Origin of the sequence: Burkholderia pyrrocinia (assembly GCF_001028665.1) — a bacterium.
GTDB lineage: Bacteria > Pseudomonadota > Gammaproteobacteria > Burkholderiales > Burkholderiaceae > Burkholderia > Burkholderia pyrrocinia.
On the sequence record NZ_CP011504.1, the window covers coordinates 1,361,337 to 1,376,131 of the forward strand.

Annotated in this window: 14 protein-coding genes; 6 read left to right on the forward strand and 8 right to left on the reverse strand. The window is 66.0% G+C overall.

Translation table 11 applies throughout. The features are described 5' to 3' along the window. Positions 1-23 precede the first annotated feature (23 nt). The gene (locus tag ABD05_RS22325) at positions 24-1,340 is read left to right on the forward strand and encodes a type II toxin-antitoxin system HipA family toxin (RefSeq protein ID WP_047902251.1); all 1,317 of its coding nucleotides are present in this window, start codon (positions 24-26) and stop codon (positions 1,338-1,340) included. A gap of 14 nt (positions 1,341-1,354) precedes the next feature. Further along, the gene (locus ABD05_RS22330) at positions 1,355-1,642 is read left to right on the forward strand and encodes a helix-turn-helix domain-containing protein (RefSeq protein WP_047902252.1); all 288 of its coding nucleotides are present in this window, start codon (positions 1,355-1,357) and stop codon (positions 1,640-1,642) included. Between the two features lie 104 nt (positions 1,643-1,746). Here the strand turns inward: ABD05_RS22330 and ABD05_RS22335 are convergent, their stop codons facing one another. From ABD05_RS22335 to ABD05_RS22345, 3 genes are read right to left on the reverse strand one after another with little or no spacing between them, the layout of a single operon-like run. After that, entirely contained in the window at positions 1,747-1,926 is a 180-nt protein-coding gene (locus ABD05_RS22335) for a hypothetical protein (protein WP_047902253.1), read from the reverse strand. Continuing rightward, the gene (gene cydB / locus ABD05_RS22340) at positions 1,898-2,905 is read right to left on the reverse strand and encodes a cytochrome d ubiquinol oxidase subunit II (protein WP_034187693.1); all 1,008 of its coding nucleotides are present in this window, start codon (positions 2,903-2,905) and stop codon (positions 1,898-1,900) included. Before cydB ends, ABD05_RS22335 begins: the two co-directional genes overlap by 29 nt. Before the next feature lie 29 nt (positions 2,906-2,934). Then, positions 2,935-4,347, reverse strand: coding sequence for a cytochrome ubiquinol oxidase subunit I (locus ABD05_RS22345; RefSeq protein WP_047902254.1), 1,413 nt, complete (start codon positions 4,345-4,347; stop codon positions 2,935-2,937). Positions 4,348-4,832: 485 nt separating this feature from the next. Here ABD05_RS22345 and ltaE point away from each other — a divergent pair, with 485 nt between their 5' ends. Further along, positions 4,833-5,846 carry a low-specificity L-threonine aldolase gene (ltaE, locus tag ABD05_RS22350; protein ID WP_047902255.1) on the forward strand — a complete coding sequence of 338 codons (1,014 nt, stop codon included), beginning with the start codon at positions 4,833-4,835 and terminating at the stop codon, positions 5,844-5,846. A 32-nt stretch (positions 5,847-5,878) separates the two neighbouring features. Here the strand turns inward: ltaE and ABD05_RS22355 are convergent, their stop codons facing one another. The 3 genes from ABD05_RS22355 to ABD05_RS22360 all read right to left on the reverse strand — a co-directional run bounded on the left by ABD05_RS22355 (position 5,879) and on the right by ABD05_RS22360 (position 7,830). Next, on the reverse strand, positions 5,879-6,787 hold the full coding sequence (locus tag ABD05_RS22355) for an HTH-type transcriptional regulator ArgP (RefSeq protein WP_047902256.1): 909 nt from the start codon (positions 6,785-6,787) through the stop codon (positions 5,879-5,881). A 130-nt stretch (positions 6,788-6,917) separates the two neighbouring features. Then, positions 6,918-7,055 (reverse strand): hypothetical protein, encoded by a 138-nt coding sequence (locus ABD05_RS38365; protein ID WP_158361644.1) that lies wholly within the window; start codon positions 7,053-7,055, stop codon positions 6,918-6,920. A 172-nt stretch (positions 7,056-7,227) separates the two neighbouring features. Then, positions 7,228-7,830 carry a hypothetical protein gene (locus ABD05_RS22360; RefSeq protein ID WP_047902257.1) on the reverse strand — a complete coding sequence of 201 codons (603 nt, stop codon included), beginning with the start codon at positions 7,828-7,830 and terminating at the stop codon, positions 7,228-7,230. Between the two features lie 1,548 nt (positions 7,831-9,378). On the opposite strand from ABD05_RS22360, the gene ABD05_RS22365 reads away from it, so the two are divergent. After that, the gene (locus ABD05_RS22365; RefSeq protein WP_047902258.1) at positions 9,379-10,449 is read left to right on the forward strand and encodes an MBL fold metallo-hydrolase; all 1,071 of its coding nucleotides are present in this window, start codon (positions 9,379-9,381) and stop codon (positions 10,447-10,449) included. A gap of 125 nt (positions 10,450-10,574) precedes the next feature. After that, positions 10,575-11,234 carry a glutathione S-transferase family protein gene (locus ABD05_RS22370; RefSeq protein ID WP_047902259.1) on the forward strand — a complete coding sequence of 220 codons (660 nt, stop codon included), beginning with the start codon at positions 10,575-10,577 and terminating at the stop codon, positions 11,232-11,234. A 100-nt stretch (positions 11,235-11,334) separates the two neighbouring features. Here the strand turns inward: ABD05_RS22370 and ABD05_RS22375 are convergent, their stop codons facing one another. Beyond that, positions 11,335-12,027, reverse strand: a complete 693-nt coding sequence (locus ABD05_RS22375; protein WP_047903730.1) for a phosphatase PAP2 family protein — start codon at positions 12,025-12,027, stop codon at positions 11,335-11,337. A 428-nt stretch (positions 12,028-12,455) separates the two neighbouring features. After that, positions 12,456-13,688: an MFS transporter gene (locus ABD05_RS22380; protein WP_047902260.1), complete on the reverse strand. Its 1,233-nt coding sequence runs from the start codon at positions 13,686-13,688 to the stop codon at positions 12,456-12,458. 101 nt (positions 13,689-13,789) lie between these two features. Between ABD05_RS22380 and ABD05_RS22385 the strand changes: the two genes are divergently transcribed. Next, a complete protein-coding gene (locus ABD05_RS22385) occupies positions 13,790-14,773 on the forward strand; it encodes a LysR family transcriptional regulator (RefSeq protein WP_047902261.1) in 984 nt (327 codons plus the stop codon). Positions 14,774-14,795 lie beyond the last annotated feature (22 nt).

Sequence of the window (14,795 nt, forward strand, 5' to 3'; positions counted from 1 at the left end):
GATTTATATAGATTTCTGCTGAAATGAACGCTTCCTGCACGATCCAGCTCCACTCCGACGGCACTTGGCACGACGTCGGCGTCGTCACCCTGTTCGGCGAGCCCGACGAGGGCTGGCGTGGTCGCACCTACACGGGTTACGACGTCGAATGGATCGTCCGGCATCAATTCGCCCGCGATGCGCACGCGATGGCGTGCGGTTTTCCGGTCGATCTCGAGCCGCTGGTGACGCCCCACTGGCCGATTTTCCTGATCGATTTGCTGCCGCAAGGCTTCGGCCGTCAGGAGTTGTTGCGCCGCCTCGATTTGCCGGAAACAGCCGAGGAACGTGCCGACTGGCCGTTGCTGCTCGCGGGAGCCGGCAACTCGATCGGCAATCTGCGCGTCAAGGAAGCCGCGCAGTGGCTCGCCGAGCACGAGGGGCCGCAGCAAGGGTTTACCGACGACGACGTTGCCGCACGCGGAGACGCATTCAGCGAATATCTCGCCGAACACGGATTCTTCGTCGCGGGCTCCTCGGGCGTGCAGGGAGAGTGGCCGAAGCTGCTGCTGACCCGTGCCGACGACGGACTGCTCTATCTCGATCACACGCTGCCCGACGCGCGCGCGGTCGCACACTACATCGTCAAGTTCGGACGCGGCACGAACGAGCGTCTTGCACAGATCCTTCGTCACGAAGCGCCCTACATGGCACTGGCCCAGCGTCTTGGATTGCGCGTGCATGCGCCGCTGACGCTGCGCGATCGGTCGCTATTCATTCCGCGGTTCGATCGCGCGCGCGTTGGTGGCGGCGTTGTCCGGTTCGCTCAGGAAAGCATTGCGTCGCTAACCGGAAAGGCTGGCTTCGGCGTCGTGCCGAGTCACGACGAGGTGTGCGGGCATCTCGTACGCAGATGCACGGATCCTCAAGCCGAGGTGGCCGAGTATCTGTGCCGCGACGTCGCAAATCTCGCGTTGGGGAACAAAGACAATCATGCGCGGAACACGGCATTGCAACGCGACTTCGATGGGCGCGTTGCGTTGACGCCGCTTTACGACTTCGCACCGATGTATCTGCATCCCGACGGCATTGCAAGGCGCATCCGCTGGGAAGGAAATGACGGTGGTCGGCCAGACTGGGCGCGAGTACTCGATGCGGTCGTCCGGTCGAGCGAGCCGCAGGCGGGGGAGGCGCATGCCGCGCTGGATCGCGACGCATTGAGGGCACGGCTGCACGCAATGGCGCCGCACTTGCAGGAGATCGCCGATCGGGGCGTCGATCTCGGACTGGAGCACGATGTGCATGCTTTCCTGAAACCGGGCATCGAGCGGCTCGCCCGCGAACTGGATGCACTGCGCTAGGCGAGGGCAACACGATGGACAAACGCTATAACGCAATGTCGCTTCCCGAACAGCTCGCATTACGGCGGCAAGCGATCGAGGACGTTCTCGCGCATCCCGAGTGGTCGCTGCGCGAATCCGTGCGTCATCTGAAGCAGACGATGCGGCTGACGAGCGCCGAGATGGCGAAGCTCGCCGGTGTGTCGACGAAGACGATTCAGGATATCGAGCAGGGCCGCAGCGACGGGACGGTACAGACGATGAACCGCATATTCGGCATGCTGGGATTGAAGCTCGGCGTCGTGCGGCGGGCGCCGCAATAACGCACGCGGAGGAAGAGGCAGCGCATCGCGTATCGATCGCGCGATCGATGCGCGCCGCGCCCGGGCCACGCGCGTGGCGCGATCGCCCGGCCGGCGCCCTGGCTTTACTTCACCGCAAACAGCGTCAGGTTCATGAAGATCTTGAACGCATAGCCGAGCGTGACGGCGCCGGCCACGCCGCCCGCCCACAGGACGACGAACCACATCCAGCCGCGCATCCGCGGCCGCGGCGCCACGGGCGGGCGATCGGCGGAATCAGTGGTGGTAGTAATGCTGGTCTTCATGGCGCACCTTGCCTCGGAATACCCAGTAACCCATCGTCGTGTAGGCGATGATGATCGGAAGGATAACCGCTGCGCCGACCAGCGTGAAGGTCTGGCTGGAACGCGGCGCGGCCGCTTCCCAGATCGTCATCGTCTGAGGGATCGCATACGGGAACAGCGTGACGAGCAGGCCGACGTAGCCCAGCAGCACGAGCGCCAGCGCGAGCACGAACGGCGTCATGTCGTGCCGGTCGCGCACCGCGCGACGCATCCACACCGCGCACCCGGCGACCAGGAACGGCACCGGCAGCAGGCGCCAGAACAGCCCCGAATCGAACCAGCGCTGCGCGATGGCCGGATCCTGCAGCGGCGTCCACAGGCTGACGACCGCGATGAAGCCGAGCAGCACGACGGTCAGCGGCCACACGACCCGATGCAGCCGGCGCTGCAGGTCGCCTTCGGTCTTCGCGACGAGCCAGCAGCAGCCGAGCAGCGCATAGGTCACGATCAGGCCGAGGCCCGTCAGCAGGCTGAACGGGGTCAGCCAGTCGAACGCGTCGCCCGCGAACACGCCGTCCTTCACGTTGATGCCCTGCAGGAACGCGCCGAGCGCGATCCCCTGGAACAGCGTCGCGCCGGCCGAGCCGCCGATGAACGCGAGATCCCACAGCTGCTTGGTGCGCCGCGCCTTCGCGCGGATCTCGAACGACACGCCGCGGAAGATCAGGCAGACCAGCATGAAGATCAGCGGCAGGTACAGCGCCGACAGCACGGTCGAATAGACGATCGGGAACACCGCGAACAGCCCGGCGCCGCCGAGCACGAGCCAGGTCTCGTTGCCGTCCCACACGGGTGCGACCGTATTCATCATCAGGTCGCGTTCCTTCTCGTCCGGGAAGAACGGGAAGACGATGCCGATGCCGAGGTCGAAGCCGTCGAGCACGACGTACATGAAGAGCCCCAATGCGATGATCGCGGCCCAGATTACGGTGACGTCCATAAGTTTTCTCGTGTGCGGATGGGGTGGGCTCAGACGGTCTCGATCAGCTCGTCGACGGCCGACATCGGGCGGCGCGCGGTGTGATCGGGGCGCGTGTCGGGCGTGTCGTCGTGCTTCACGTCGGGCAGCGCGGGGCCGGCCTTCATCAGCTTCAGCATGTAGTACACGCCGGTGCCGAACACGAGGAAGTACACGATCACGAACGTCATCATCGACAGGCTGACCTGCTGCACCGACAGCGGCGACACGGCCTGCGCGGTGCGCATCACGCCATACACGACCCACGGCTGGCGGCCCGCTTCGGTCGTCACCCAGCCCGCGAGCAGCGACACGAAGCCGGTCGGGCCCATCACGAGCGCGCAGCGCTGGAACCACTTCGATTCATACAGGCGGCCGCGGCGGCGCAGGAACCACGCGAGCGCGGCGAGGCCGATCATCGCGAAGCCGAGGCCGACCATGATCCGGAAGCTCCAGAACACGACCGTCGAATTCGGGCGGTCCTCGGGCGGGAATTCCTTCAGCCCGCGGATCTCGCCGTCCCAGCTGTGCGTGAGGATCAGGCTGCCGAGGTGCGGCACCTTCACCGCGTAGCGGGTCGTTTCCGCCTTCATGTCGGGAATCCCGAACAGGTTCAGCGGCGTGCCGCCCTTCTCGGTTTCCCACAGCCCTTCGATCGCGGCGATCTTCGCGGGCTGGTGCTTCAGCGTGTTGATGCCGTGCTGGTCGCCGATCACGGCCTGCAGCGGCGCGAGCACGAGCAGCAGCCACAGTGCCATCGAGAACATCTTCTTCACGCTCTTGTCGCGGCGGCCCTTCAGCAGGTGCCACGCGCCCGTCGCGGCCACGACCAGCGCGGCGACGATGAACGCGGCGATCGCCATGTGGAACAGGCGGTACGGGAACGACGGGTTGAAGATGATCGCGAACCAGTCGGTCGGCACGACGCGGCCGTCGACGATCTCGAAGCCCTGCGGCGTCTGCATCCAGCTGTTCGACGCGAGGATCCAGAAGGTCGAGATCAGCGTGCCGACCGCGACCATCAGCGTCGCGCCGAAGTGTGCGCGCGGGCTTACGCGGTTCCAGCCGAACAGCATGATGCCGAGGAAGCCGGCCTCGAGGAAGAACGCGGTCATCACCTCGTACATCAGCAGCGGCCCGGTGACGGCGCCGGCGAAGCTCGAGAAGCCCGACCAGTTGGTGCCGAACTGGTAGCTCATCACGACGCCGGAGACGACGCCCATCCCGAACGCGACCGCGAAGATCTTCGACCAGAACAGACAGAGGGTTTTGTAGTACTGCTTGCCGGTCTTGAGCCAGCGATATTCGAGCACGGCGATGAAGCTGGCGAGGCCGATGCTCAGCGCCGGAAAGACGATGTGAAAGGAGACGGTGAACGCGAATTGCAGGCGGGCCAGATCGAGGGCCGAAAGTGCGGTGTCCATACCAGATGACCGAAGCTGACGATACCCGCCGGCGGGTGCCGGCGGACCCCGGCCGACGGGCGGCGGGGTTGGCTGGAGTATGTGCCGCGATGTTGCACCGCGAAATGCGCCAACTCGTCGCAGATGTCCAGCCCGCCGCGTGCGATTTCGGGATAAATCGTTGATTCGTATCAAGAAGGCCGTTCGCGGCGCGTGCGGCCGCGGCGTGGCGGTCTGACGCACGTGCGTCAATATGGCGCGTCGCGTCATCGGAACGGTTCGATACGTACGCCCGTAGCGCGTAGAACGCCCCGGCGTGTCGCAGTGCGCGGCCGATACGTTTCGACGCGTTAGCCCGTAATGCGGACGACCGCGCGGCAGGGGCGTGGCAGGTGGGACGGCAGCGCGACCGCCGGCACGCGCTGCGTGAATTGCGTACACTCTGAGTCTCGTTTCGGCAGGGCCGGGCGCATCGGTTCCGGTCCGCGTTCACTCAGGGCACGAAGATGATCGATTTACGCAGCGATACCGTGACACGTCCGAGCCAGGCGATGCTGGCCGCGATGACTGCCGCCGAAGTCGGCGACGACGTATGGGGCGACGACCCGACCGTGCTGCGCCTGCAGGCCGTCACGGCCGAGCGGGCCGGCAAGGAAGCCGGCCTGTTCTTCCCGAGCGGCACGCAGAGCAACCTGGCCGCGCTGATGTCCCATTGCGAGCGCGGCGACGAGTACATCGTCGGCCAGCTCGCGCACACCTACAAGTACGAAGGCGGCGGCGCGGCCGTGCTGGGCAGCATCCAGCCGCAGCCGATCGAGAACGCGCCGGACGGCACGCTGCCGCTCGCGAAGGTCGCCGCGGCGATCAAGCCGATCGACAATCACTTTGCCCGCACGCGCCTGTTCGCGCTCGAGAACACGATCGGCGGCCAGGTCTTGCCGGAAGCCTATGTGCAGGAAGCCGTCGCGTTCGCGCGCAGCCGCGGGCTGTCCACGCACCTCGACGGCGCGCGCGTATGCAACGCAGCCGTCGCGTCGGAGCGCCCGATCGCGGAGCTGTGCGCACCGTTCGATACCGTATCGATCTGCTTCTCGAAAGGGCTCGGCGCACCGGTCGGCTCGGTGCTGGTCGGCAGCCGTGCGCTGATCGAGCGCGCGCAGCGCTGGCGCAAGGTGCTCGGCGGCGGGATGCGGCAGTCGGGCATACTCGCGGCGGCGTGCCTGTATGCGCTCGACCACAACGTCGAGCGGCTCGCGGACGATCACGCGAACGCCGCGCATCTCGCGGCAGGCCTCGCGCGCATCGAGTCCGTGAAGGTGCTGTCGCACGCGACGAACATGGTGTTCGCGCAATTCCCCGAAGCCGATTGCGCGCCGCTCGAGGCGTGGCTCAAGGAGCGCGGGATCCTCACGCAGATGCTGTACGCGTCGCGCTTCGTCACCCACTGCGACGTGTCGCGCGCGGACATCGACACGTTCCTCGACGCGGTCGGCGCATATTTCTCGCAGCGTCGCGCGTAACCGCCACGAGCCGGGCCCGTCACCGGCTCATGTCATGTCGGCAGCGGCGCGAGCAAGCGGCGCGCCGCCTCGACCACCCGCGCGGACAGCGACGCCATCGTCGGCGACTGCACGGTCCACGCGTGCCAGTACAGCGTGACGTCGGTCGGATGCGCGGGTGCGAGATCGACGAGTCCCTGCGTGTCGAGCGGCGCGGTACCGATCAGCGGCTCCGGCACCATCGCGTAGCCGAGCCCGTGCCGCACCGCCGCGAAGTGCGAATGGGTGCCCGGCACGTAGTGGCACGGGTACGCGCCTTCCGGCAATCCGAACTTCTCCTTCAGGAACGACGACTGCAGCGTGTCGCGCCGCGAATACGCGACGACGGGCGCGTTGCGCGCGCTCGCGCGGTTCAGCCCGCGCGGAAACCAGCGCACCGCGAACGCGGCGGCCGCGAGCAGCCGGTAGCGCATCGTGCCGAGCGGCGTCGCGATGCAGCCGCGCATCGGCTTCGGCTCGGTCGTCACGCAGCCGACGGCCATCCCGCTTTCGAGCAGCGCGAACGTGTGGTCCTGATCCTCGACGATCAGTTCGAACAGGATGCGCTCGCCCGCGAGCACGGAGGTCAGCGCGGGCAGGAACCACGTGCCGAGGCTGTCGGAGTTCAGCGCGATCGTCACGGAGATCGGCGATTCACGCTCGGTCGCGAGCGTGCTTTGCAGGTCGGCCTGCAGCAGCGCGACGCGGCGCAGGTGCTGCAGCACGCGCTGCCCGGCCACCGTCGGGCGGCACGGCCGCGTACGCAGCACGAGCGGCGTGCCGAGGCTCGCCTCCAGCGCGCGGACCCGCTGCGTGACGGCGGATGCGGTCACGTGCAGGCGCACGGCCGCCTGCTCGAAGCTGCCCGTGTCGGCGACGGCCAGCAGCGCGGCGGCCTGCTTCGGATCGATCGTCAGCGACATGGATCAGATGGACCGAGACGGATTATTGTGCTCAAAACGATGTGAAGCCCTGCTAGTCATGGCGTTGCGGCCGATTATGACGCCTGGCGATCAATTGAGATATGAAAATCGGTGCCGATCTGCTTGCGGATCAATCCGATGGCGCACTCTGCTCGCGCAGATTTCCCATTCGGCCTGCCCGCATGATCGCTTTGTCGATCCTGTTCGGCACGCGGCGCGGCGGGGCGCTGTATTTCAACGTGTCGGCTTGTTCGAGGTACGCGATCATGCGCGTGGCGTCGCCGGTACCTGCTCGATGTCCTGGGGGAAACAGCCGCGCAGGCTCCGGTGAGTGCTGGCGTGCACCCGAACATTCGGAATCCGATGCTGGTCGAAGCGCGGAATGTGCGACGCAGGATGCACACTGCTTGAAGCAGTGCGCATCTCTTGGGTGTCGGCGATCAATAGGCCGCCACCTTTTCGGTATTCCGTCGCTCAACGCGCGTCCTGGATTTCGCCACAGCCGTGATAAAGAACATGGTGGCGATTCCACCCGCGATCAGTGCCGGGTAAGCCGCCAGGATCTGGATCAGTGAATACTTCCAGCTCAACGGGCGCCCGACGCCAAGCATTGCCGCGTAGAACCACGAGACGGCGGAAATCACGCCCGCGAAAATGGCAACCATGCGACGTTCGAAGGAAAGCTTCAGCAAGGATCCCGCCTTCTGCAATGCCGGGAGGACCGCGGAGTGCAAAGCGATACCGTTGAAGGTCAGCAAGGCGACGATGCCGATCTTGGCCTGCAGCTTGGGATTGCCGAGATACCCGAGACCTTGAGTCCGCATATCGAACGCAATGATCGCGATGCCGGTGATCCAAAGCACCGTCAGCGCCAACGTGACGGTGCGTTGCAGGCTGGCCAGGTGGACCTGGGCAGAATCGGTAGGTGCGTCAGAATCCAAAAGTTGCCTGACCATGGCAATGTCGCTGGTCAGCACGAGACCAATCGCGACACAGCAGGCTATGAGATGAACAAAGACGATTCCCATTCGTACGAATTCCATTTTCTGTCCTTTATCGGCGCGTTGCGCAAAGTTAAGTTGTACCGTCGAAAATCTGGGTGAATTCCGGCGATACATTAGGAGTACGACGCAAATATCAAAATTCGATCGTGGATTCCGCTATCAAGCTGGCTCCAGTTCGGCATGACATGAACAACTCGGCGAGCCCACTACGGCGCGTCGGGTCCCAACGGGCTGCAGGTAGTCGAATCGATACCCATTGCGAGTTCGACCGCTTGATCAAGCCCGCACAGCGTGCAGACTTGCAGTGTCGGATGGCTGGCCACCCAGGTATCCGGCATGTAGCGATTTGTAGAATGAAACGTCGCCCGACTGCCGGATGCTGCTGGGCGACCGGCGAAATTTAAAACAGCACGCCCTGACGAATCAACCCGACTTGTTACGAAATGCAAAGAGCGTAACGAGCGAGAAATGGGGTGGGGGAAGGGTCCGACCCGGGCGCGAATTCCGCCAAGCTGGAGTATGCCGAATTGTTCTGACTTGGATTCGGGCACCGATTGATGAGTCACTTCCTTTTACATTTGATCGGTAAATACTAACGGGGTCGCATTTCACAATGCACGTTGCGAAACTTTCATATATGTAATGGAGGAATTTCGGCCCCTTGGAATAATATCGAATATCGATATTTTCAGACGAAACACCGACAGCATCGGGCATTGATGCACCGACTGGTGCCCGAAAATCTGCGCGGTTTGCCGAGCGATATCCCGCCTCCTCCTTCGCGTCACGCCGTCTTGCCGGGTTGAGCGTCGGAACAGCCGGTACTGGTGGAAATGAAGAAACTGCCCGAGTCGAAACGGCCAGAATCGGATGACCTGGGGTTTTTGGGGTGTGGTTCGGCGAGTGACTGAATAAAACAGAAAAAGAAATCGAAGTGGATTGTGCGGTCGATTGAAAGAAGATCGAAGACGACTGGCAACAGGTAAAAATCGCAGGCGTCAAAAATGCAAAACACTCTGATCGCCCGGAGTCAAGCTCATGCTTCATGAGTAATTTTCGATAAAAATCGAGAGATCCCGCCGGATCCGGATTTTTCGTTGATGGCGGCTGAAGAAGTCGAGCTTCATTCGCAACGAGTCGGTCCTTGGTCTGTTGGTCACAGTCTTTGTCTGTGATCGATCGTCAGCGACATGTCGACGGAATTCCTGTGAACGTGGACGAGAACAGGCCGTAGTGCACGGCAGCGCGCGCCACCGTCCGGGCCCGGCGAATCGTCCCGCCGCGCGACATTCGTCATCGGAATCGGTTGCCGTGTATGGGACGCCGGCGGCGTGTGCATTTTGATCTACGCTATATGGATGTGTGAAACGCGGCAGGCACGATGCCGGCCGCCCGGCGGCGATGTCATCATGCCGACGTCGATGCCGGACGGCGATGCGCAGCAGACGCAGCCGTGAACGTCCGGATCATGCACCAAGGCAGGCATACGAACGTGGCGGTACTCGCACCCACTGGCCCACGCGTCGGCGACGCACGGCACGTGGGCCGTACAACACCCAACTGAACAGGCGACGGAGCAATTTCGCGATGATCTTCCGGCAACTTTTCGACCCGCAATCGTCGACTTACACGTATCTGCTCGCCGACCGCGCGTCGCGCGAAGCGCTGCTGATCGATCCGGTGTTCGAGCAGGTGCGCCGCGACGTGGCGCTGCTCGACGAGCTCGGGCTGCGGCTCGTCGCGACCGTCGACACGCACGTGCATGCCGATCACGTGACGGGCGCGTGGCTGCTGAAGCAGCGCACGGGCAGCGCGATCGCGATCTCGGCCGCAAGCGGCGCGCAGGGCGCCGACCGCTACCTGAACGACGGCGACCGCTGCGCATTCGGCTCGCGCTACCTGACCGTGCGCGCGACGCCCGGCCATACGAGCGGCTGCATCAGCCTCGTGCTCGACGACGAATCGATGGCGTTCACCGGCGATTGCCTGCTGATCCGCGGCACGGGCCGCACCGATTTCCAGCAGGGCGACCCGCGCGCGCTGTATCGCGCGGTGCACGGCCGGCTCTTCACGCTGCCGGCCGCGTGCCTGCTGTATCCGGCGCACGACTACCGCGGGCTCACGGTGACGAGCGTCGGCGAGGAGCGGCGCTTCAATCCGCGCCTCGGCGGCGATCTCAGCGAAGACGATTTCGCCGGTTACATGCGCAACCTCGGGCTCGCGCACCCGCGCCAGATCGACGTCGCGGTGCCGGCGAACCTGCAGTGCGGCGTCGCCGCGAACGCGCCCGATGCGCAGGCGGCGCCCGACTGGGCGCCGCTCGTCTACACGTTCGCCGGCTTCTGGGAAATCGATCCGCAGTGGCTCGAGGATCATCTGCCGGCGGTGCAGGTCGTCGACGTGCGCGAACCGGACGAATTCACGGGCCCGCTCGGCCACCTGCCTGGCGCGATGCCGATTCCGCTCGGCGAACTGGCCGCGCGCGCCGGCGAGATCGCGCGCGACCGGCCGGTCGTGACCGTGTGCCGGGCCGGCGGGCGGTCCGCGCAGGCGAACGTGATCCTGCTGAAGGCCGGCTTCGACGCGGTTGCGAATCTCGGTGGCGGGATGCTGCGCTGGCGCGCCGAAGGGCGCGTCGTGATGGACGGCCGGTCGTAGCGTCCGAGGCCGCGCATAAAAATTTCCGAGTCGATGTCGAAACGGCCAGCCGCCGTTCGTCGTCAAGGTATCCGAGATCATGTGGCGCCGCATGACGCGGCGCCGAAACCCTGAGAGACCGCACGATGATGCCGACGCTTTACGCCCATCCCTTTTCGTCCTACTGCCAGAAAGTGCTGACCGCGCTGTACGAGAACGGCACGCCGTTCGAGTATCGCTTGCTCGCGCACGACGATCCGAAGCCGATGCAGGAGCTGACCGCGCTGTGGCCGCTGAAGCGTTTTCCGGTGCTCGTCGATGCGGGCCGCACGGTGATCGAGGCGTCGATCATCATCGAGTATCTCGGCCTGAACCATCCGGGCCCCGTGCGCTTGCTGCCCGACGATCCGCACGCGGCGCTCGAGGTGCGGATGATGGATCGCTTCTTCGACAACTACGTGTCGACGCCGCAGCAGAAGGTCGTGCACGACGCGCTGCGGCGGGAAGCCGAGCGCGATGCACGCGGTGTCGCCGATGCGCGCGCGATGCTCGATACGTCGTATGCGTGGCTGGACAAGAAGATGGCCGATCGCGAATGGGCGGCCGGCGACCGCTTCAGCCTCGCCGATTGCGGCGCGGCACCGTTCCTGTTCTACGCGGACTGGACGCACCGGATCGATCCGTCGTTCGCGAACGTGATTGCGTACCGCAAGCGTCTGCTTGCGCGGCCGTCGTTCGCGCGAGCGGTCGACGAGGCGCGGCCGTTTCGCTCGTTCTTTCCGCTCGGCGCGCCCGATCGAGATTGATCGGCGCGGCCGCCGCGCGGCGTGCCGACACCGCGCATGGCCGGCAGCGCGTGCCGGGGCGACGGAATGAAAGCAGCGGGAGCATCGCGGCGCCTGCCCGTCACATCGGGTGCGTGGCCGACTGCGCGAGCGTCAGCAGTTCGTCGAACTGCGTGATCAACTCGAAGCACAGCAGGAACGCGAGCGTATAGGCCGGCGCGGGGAAGCGCCGGATCATCTCCAGCACCTGCGGCGCGAAGCGCGACCGGATCGCGTCGCGCGTCAGCAGCCACGCGATCGCGATGCCGATCGCGGCGCCCGCGATCAGGTCGGTCGGGTAGTGAAAGCCGAGATACGCGCGCGGCAGGCAGATGAACACGACGGAATACAGCAGCGCGACTACGCCGACGCGGCGCGCAATGATGAAGATGCCGGTTGCGATCGCCATCCACAGCATCGCGTGATCGCTCGGAAACGAACTCCACGCCTGCAGCGTGGCCGCGCGCAGTCCGGCCGACGGGAAGTGCAGGTGCAGGTCGGGGTTGTAGATCGGCCGCACGCGGAACGGCAGCACCTGAGCGAGCAGCCGGCCGAACGCGAGCGCGATGAGCCCGCTCGCGACCGTCGCGACGACCAGCTCGCGTTGCCGCTCGCGGTTCGGGCCCGGCTGGAACCACAGCCAGCACAGCACCGGAATGAGCACGAAGCCCTTGAACGTGTAGAGGCCTGCGATCACGCGGATCACGTGATTCATCAGCGGGCCGAACGTCATGTGGGTGAGGAAGATCTGGATCGTGGTATCGAAATTGTTCATGTTCTGTGCGCCCTGGTGGACGCGCAGCACGAGGCGCGCGGCCGGTAGGATCTGGAAGCGCGCTCGCACCGGAGCGCAACGGGGGGCAAGTATGTCACCCGCTATTTCGAAGAAAATGCGAAAAAATACCGGGAATCCCCTGATAAAACGGGGCTGCGCGGCGGGGCCGGATGGGAGAGCGCCGAGCGGCGGGGTACGGTCGAATCGTCCGACGTTTGTGCGTCGATGCGCGCAGTCGCCGGAAAAATATTTGGTTGAACTGGGCAATTCCGCAGGCCGGTGCGGATCTTGCGCCGGATGAACGAATGCGGGTTACGCCCTGTGCGGATCTGTCAGGCCGCGCGGTGTGATGCATGCGCCGGTCGAAAATAAAAGAAAAGGCGGGCAAGCCCTGTGGGCCTGTCCGCCTTGGCTGCGCGATGCCGAGTTCAGTTGCGCCAGACCCGCGCGGCGAGCGCGGCCAGCGACGTCGCGACGGCCAGCGCGGTCACCGCATTCCAGCCCAGTTGCGCGAGCAACAAACTGCCGATCGCGGCACCGGCCGCCATCCCGATGAACATGCCGACGAACAGCACCGCGTTGAGGCGGCTGCGCGACGCGGGATCGATCCGGTAGACGATTGCCTGGTGCGCAATCAGCGTCGCCTGCACGCCGAGATCGAAGCCGATCGTCGCAACCGCGAGCAGCACGAGCTGCGTATGCGGCGGCATCAGCGGCGCGGCGGCCATCGACGCGAACGACAGCGTCGCGATGCCGATGCCGATGCGCGTGACGCGCTCGGGGCCGTGATGGTCGGCCAGACGGCCGGCGATGGGCGCAGCCAGCGCGCCGGCGGCACCCGCGAGGCCGAATGCGCCCGCGGCCGCGCTGCCGAGGTGGAACGGCGCGCCGTGCAGCATCACCGCGAGCGTCGACCAGAACGCGCTGAACCCGATGGCCAGCAGCCCCTGCGCGAGCGCGGCGCGGCGCAGTGCCGGATGATCGCGCCACAACGCGCCGAGCGAGCCGATCAGCGCGCGATACGGCAGGCGCGTGGTCGGTTCGAAGCTCGGCAGCCCGCGCGCGGCGACGATGCCGATCGCGGCGACGCTGGCGGCCGCGAGCGCGAACATCACGCGCCAGCCGGCCGTGTCGGCGACGAAGCCGGCCACGACGCGCGACAGCAGGATGCCAAGCAGCAGCCCCGTCATCACCGTGCCGACGATGCGGCCGCGATGCGTGTCATGGGCGAGCGTTGCGGCGGCCGGCACGACGTCCTGCGCCATCGTCGCGGCGAGGCCGATCGCGAAGCTCGCCGCGAGCAGCAGCCCGAGCGACGGCGCGACGGCGGCGAGCAGCAGTGCGACGACCAGCGCGGCGGCCTTGGTCGCGATCACGCGGCGCCGGTCGAAGCGGTCGCCGAGCGGCGCGAGCAGCAGGATGCCGAGCGCATAGCCGAGCTGCGTGAGCGTCGGCACGAAGCCGATCGCGCGCGTCGACGCGCTGAGATCGGCCCCGAGTGCGCCGAGCATCGGCTGCGCGTAGTAGAGCGGTGCGACACCGAGGCCGGCGGCGGCCGCGAGCAGCAGCACGAGCCGGCGATCGGGCATCGAATGGGCGGCCGGGTGGGCCGCGGTGTGCGCCAAATGGGGCGCGGCGTCGAGACGGGTCGGAGTGGACATGGCGTGCATCCTGGGTTGGATAACGGGATGGACGCGAGTGTGGCGTCGCGCGGCCGGCGACGGTAGTGCCGCCTCGTGCAGATTTGTTATACGCTTCACGAATGACCGAAAAATCTTCCGCTTCTCCCGCTGCTGGCGGCTCTCAGCGCATTCAGGCGGTGCCGGTGGATGGCGCAGGCTATCGCTTCGAGCTGATGGAAACCTTCGTACGCATAGTCGAGGCCGGCAGCCTGTCGGCCGCCGCCGCACAACTGCATACGACGCAGCCGACGATCAGCCGGCGGCTGCAGGCGCTCGAACGCTCGCTCGGCATGCGGCTGTTGCAACGGACGACGCACACGATGCGGCTGACCGTCGACGGCGAGCGCTGTTTCAAGCGCGCGAAGGAACTGCTGGCAAACTGGGCGGCGTTCGAGGCCGATCTGCGCGGCGCGCAGGAGGAGCCGGACGGGCTGCTGCGGGTCGCGGTGCCGCACGCGTTCGGGCAGGAGCGTTTCGTCGGGCCGCTCGCGCAGTTCCTGCGCGACTATCCGCGCGTGTCGGTCGAGTGGCTGCTGCAGGACGACGTGCGGGATTTCGTCGGCAGCGGCATCGATTGCGCGATCCAGGTCGGCGAGCCGACCGATCCGTCCGTCGTCGCGATCCGGCTGACGAACGTGCCGCGCTTCGTGGTCGCCGCGCCGTCGGTGCTGAACAGCGCCGACCTGCCGGCCGACCCCGACGCGCTGGCCGCTTTGCCATGGCTCGCGTTGCGCACGTATTACCGCACCGAGCTGGCGCTGACGCACGCCGTCACCGGCGAGACGCGGCGCATCGCGATCCGCCCGCGCATCACGACCGCGAACCTGTATGCGCTGCGCAGTGCGGCGCTGCTGGGCGTCGGCGCGTGCGTCGGTTCTTCATGGATGCTGGCCGACCACCTCGCGCGCGGCGAACTCGTGCACCTCGCACCCGAGTGGCAGGCCGCGCCGTTGCCCGTCTACCTGACCTATCCGCATGCGCAGTTCTACCCGTCGCGGCTCGTGCGGTTCGTCGCGATGATGCGCGAGGCCGTGCCGGGGCTGGTCGAAGGGCGCGAAGCCTGACCCGGGCGGCGCGGGCTGCGCC

Bases quoted from the DNA above. Each gene is read 5' to 3' on its own strand.
- ABD05_RS38365 (WP_158361644.1), bottom strand. From the start codon at position 7,055: ATGATCGCGTACCTCGAACAAGCCGACACGTTGAAATACAGCGCCCCG.
- cydB (WP_034187693.1), bottom strand. From the start codon at position 2,905: ATGGACGTCACCGTAATCTGGGCCGCGATCATCGCATTGGGGCTCTTC.
- ABD05_RS22375 (WP_047903730.1), bottom strand. From the start codon at position 12,027: ATGAACAATTTCGATACCACGATCCAGATCTTCCTCACCCACATGACG.
- ABD05_RS22330 (WP_047902252.1), top strand. From the start codon at position 1,355: ATGGACAAACGCTATAACGCAATGTCGCTTCCCGAACAGCTCGCATTA.
- ABD05_RS22380 (WP_047902260.1), bottom strand. From the start codon at position 13,688: ATGTCCACTCCGACCCGTCTCGACGCCGCGCCCCATTTGGCGCACACC.
- ABD05_RS22335 (WP_047902253.1), bottom strand. From the start codon at position 1,926: ATGAAGACCAGCATTACTACCACCACTGATTCCGCCGATCGCCCGCCC.
- ABD05_RS22360 (WP_047902257.1), bottom strand. From the start codon at position 7,830: ATGGAATTCGTACGAATGGGAATCGTCTTTGTTCATCTCATAGCCTGC.
- ltaE (WP_047902255.1), top strand. From the start codon at position 4,833: ATGATCGATTTACGCAGCGATACCGTGACACGTCCGAGCCAGGCGATG.
- ABD05_RS22325 (WP_047902251.1), top strand. From the start codon at position 24: ATGAACGCTTCCTGCACGATCCAGCTCCACTCCGACGGCACTTGGCAC.
- ABD05_RS22370 (WP_047902259.1), top strand. From the start codon at position 10,575: ATGATGCCGACGCTTTACGCCCATCCCTTTTCGTCCTACTGCCAGAAA.
- ABD05_RS22385 (WP_047902261.1), top strand. From the start codon at position 13,790: ATGACCGAAAAATCTTCCGCTTCTCCCGCTGCTGGCGGCTCTCAGCGC.
- ABD05_RS22355 (WP_047902256.1), bottom strand. From the start codon at position 6,787: ATGTCGCTGACGATCGATCCGAAGCAGGCCGCCGCGCTGCTGGCCGTC.
- ABD05_RS22345 (WP_047902254.1), bottom strand. From the start codon at position 4,347: ATGGACACCGCACTTTCGGCCCTCGATCTGGCCCGCCTGCAATTCGCG.
- ABD05_RS22365 (WP_047902258.1), top strand. From the start codon at position 9,379: ATGATCTTCCGGCAACTTTTCGACCCGCAATCGTCGACTTACACGTAT.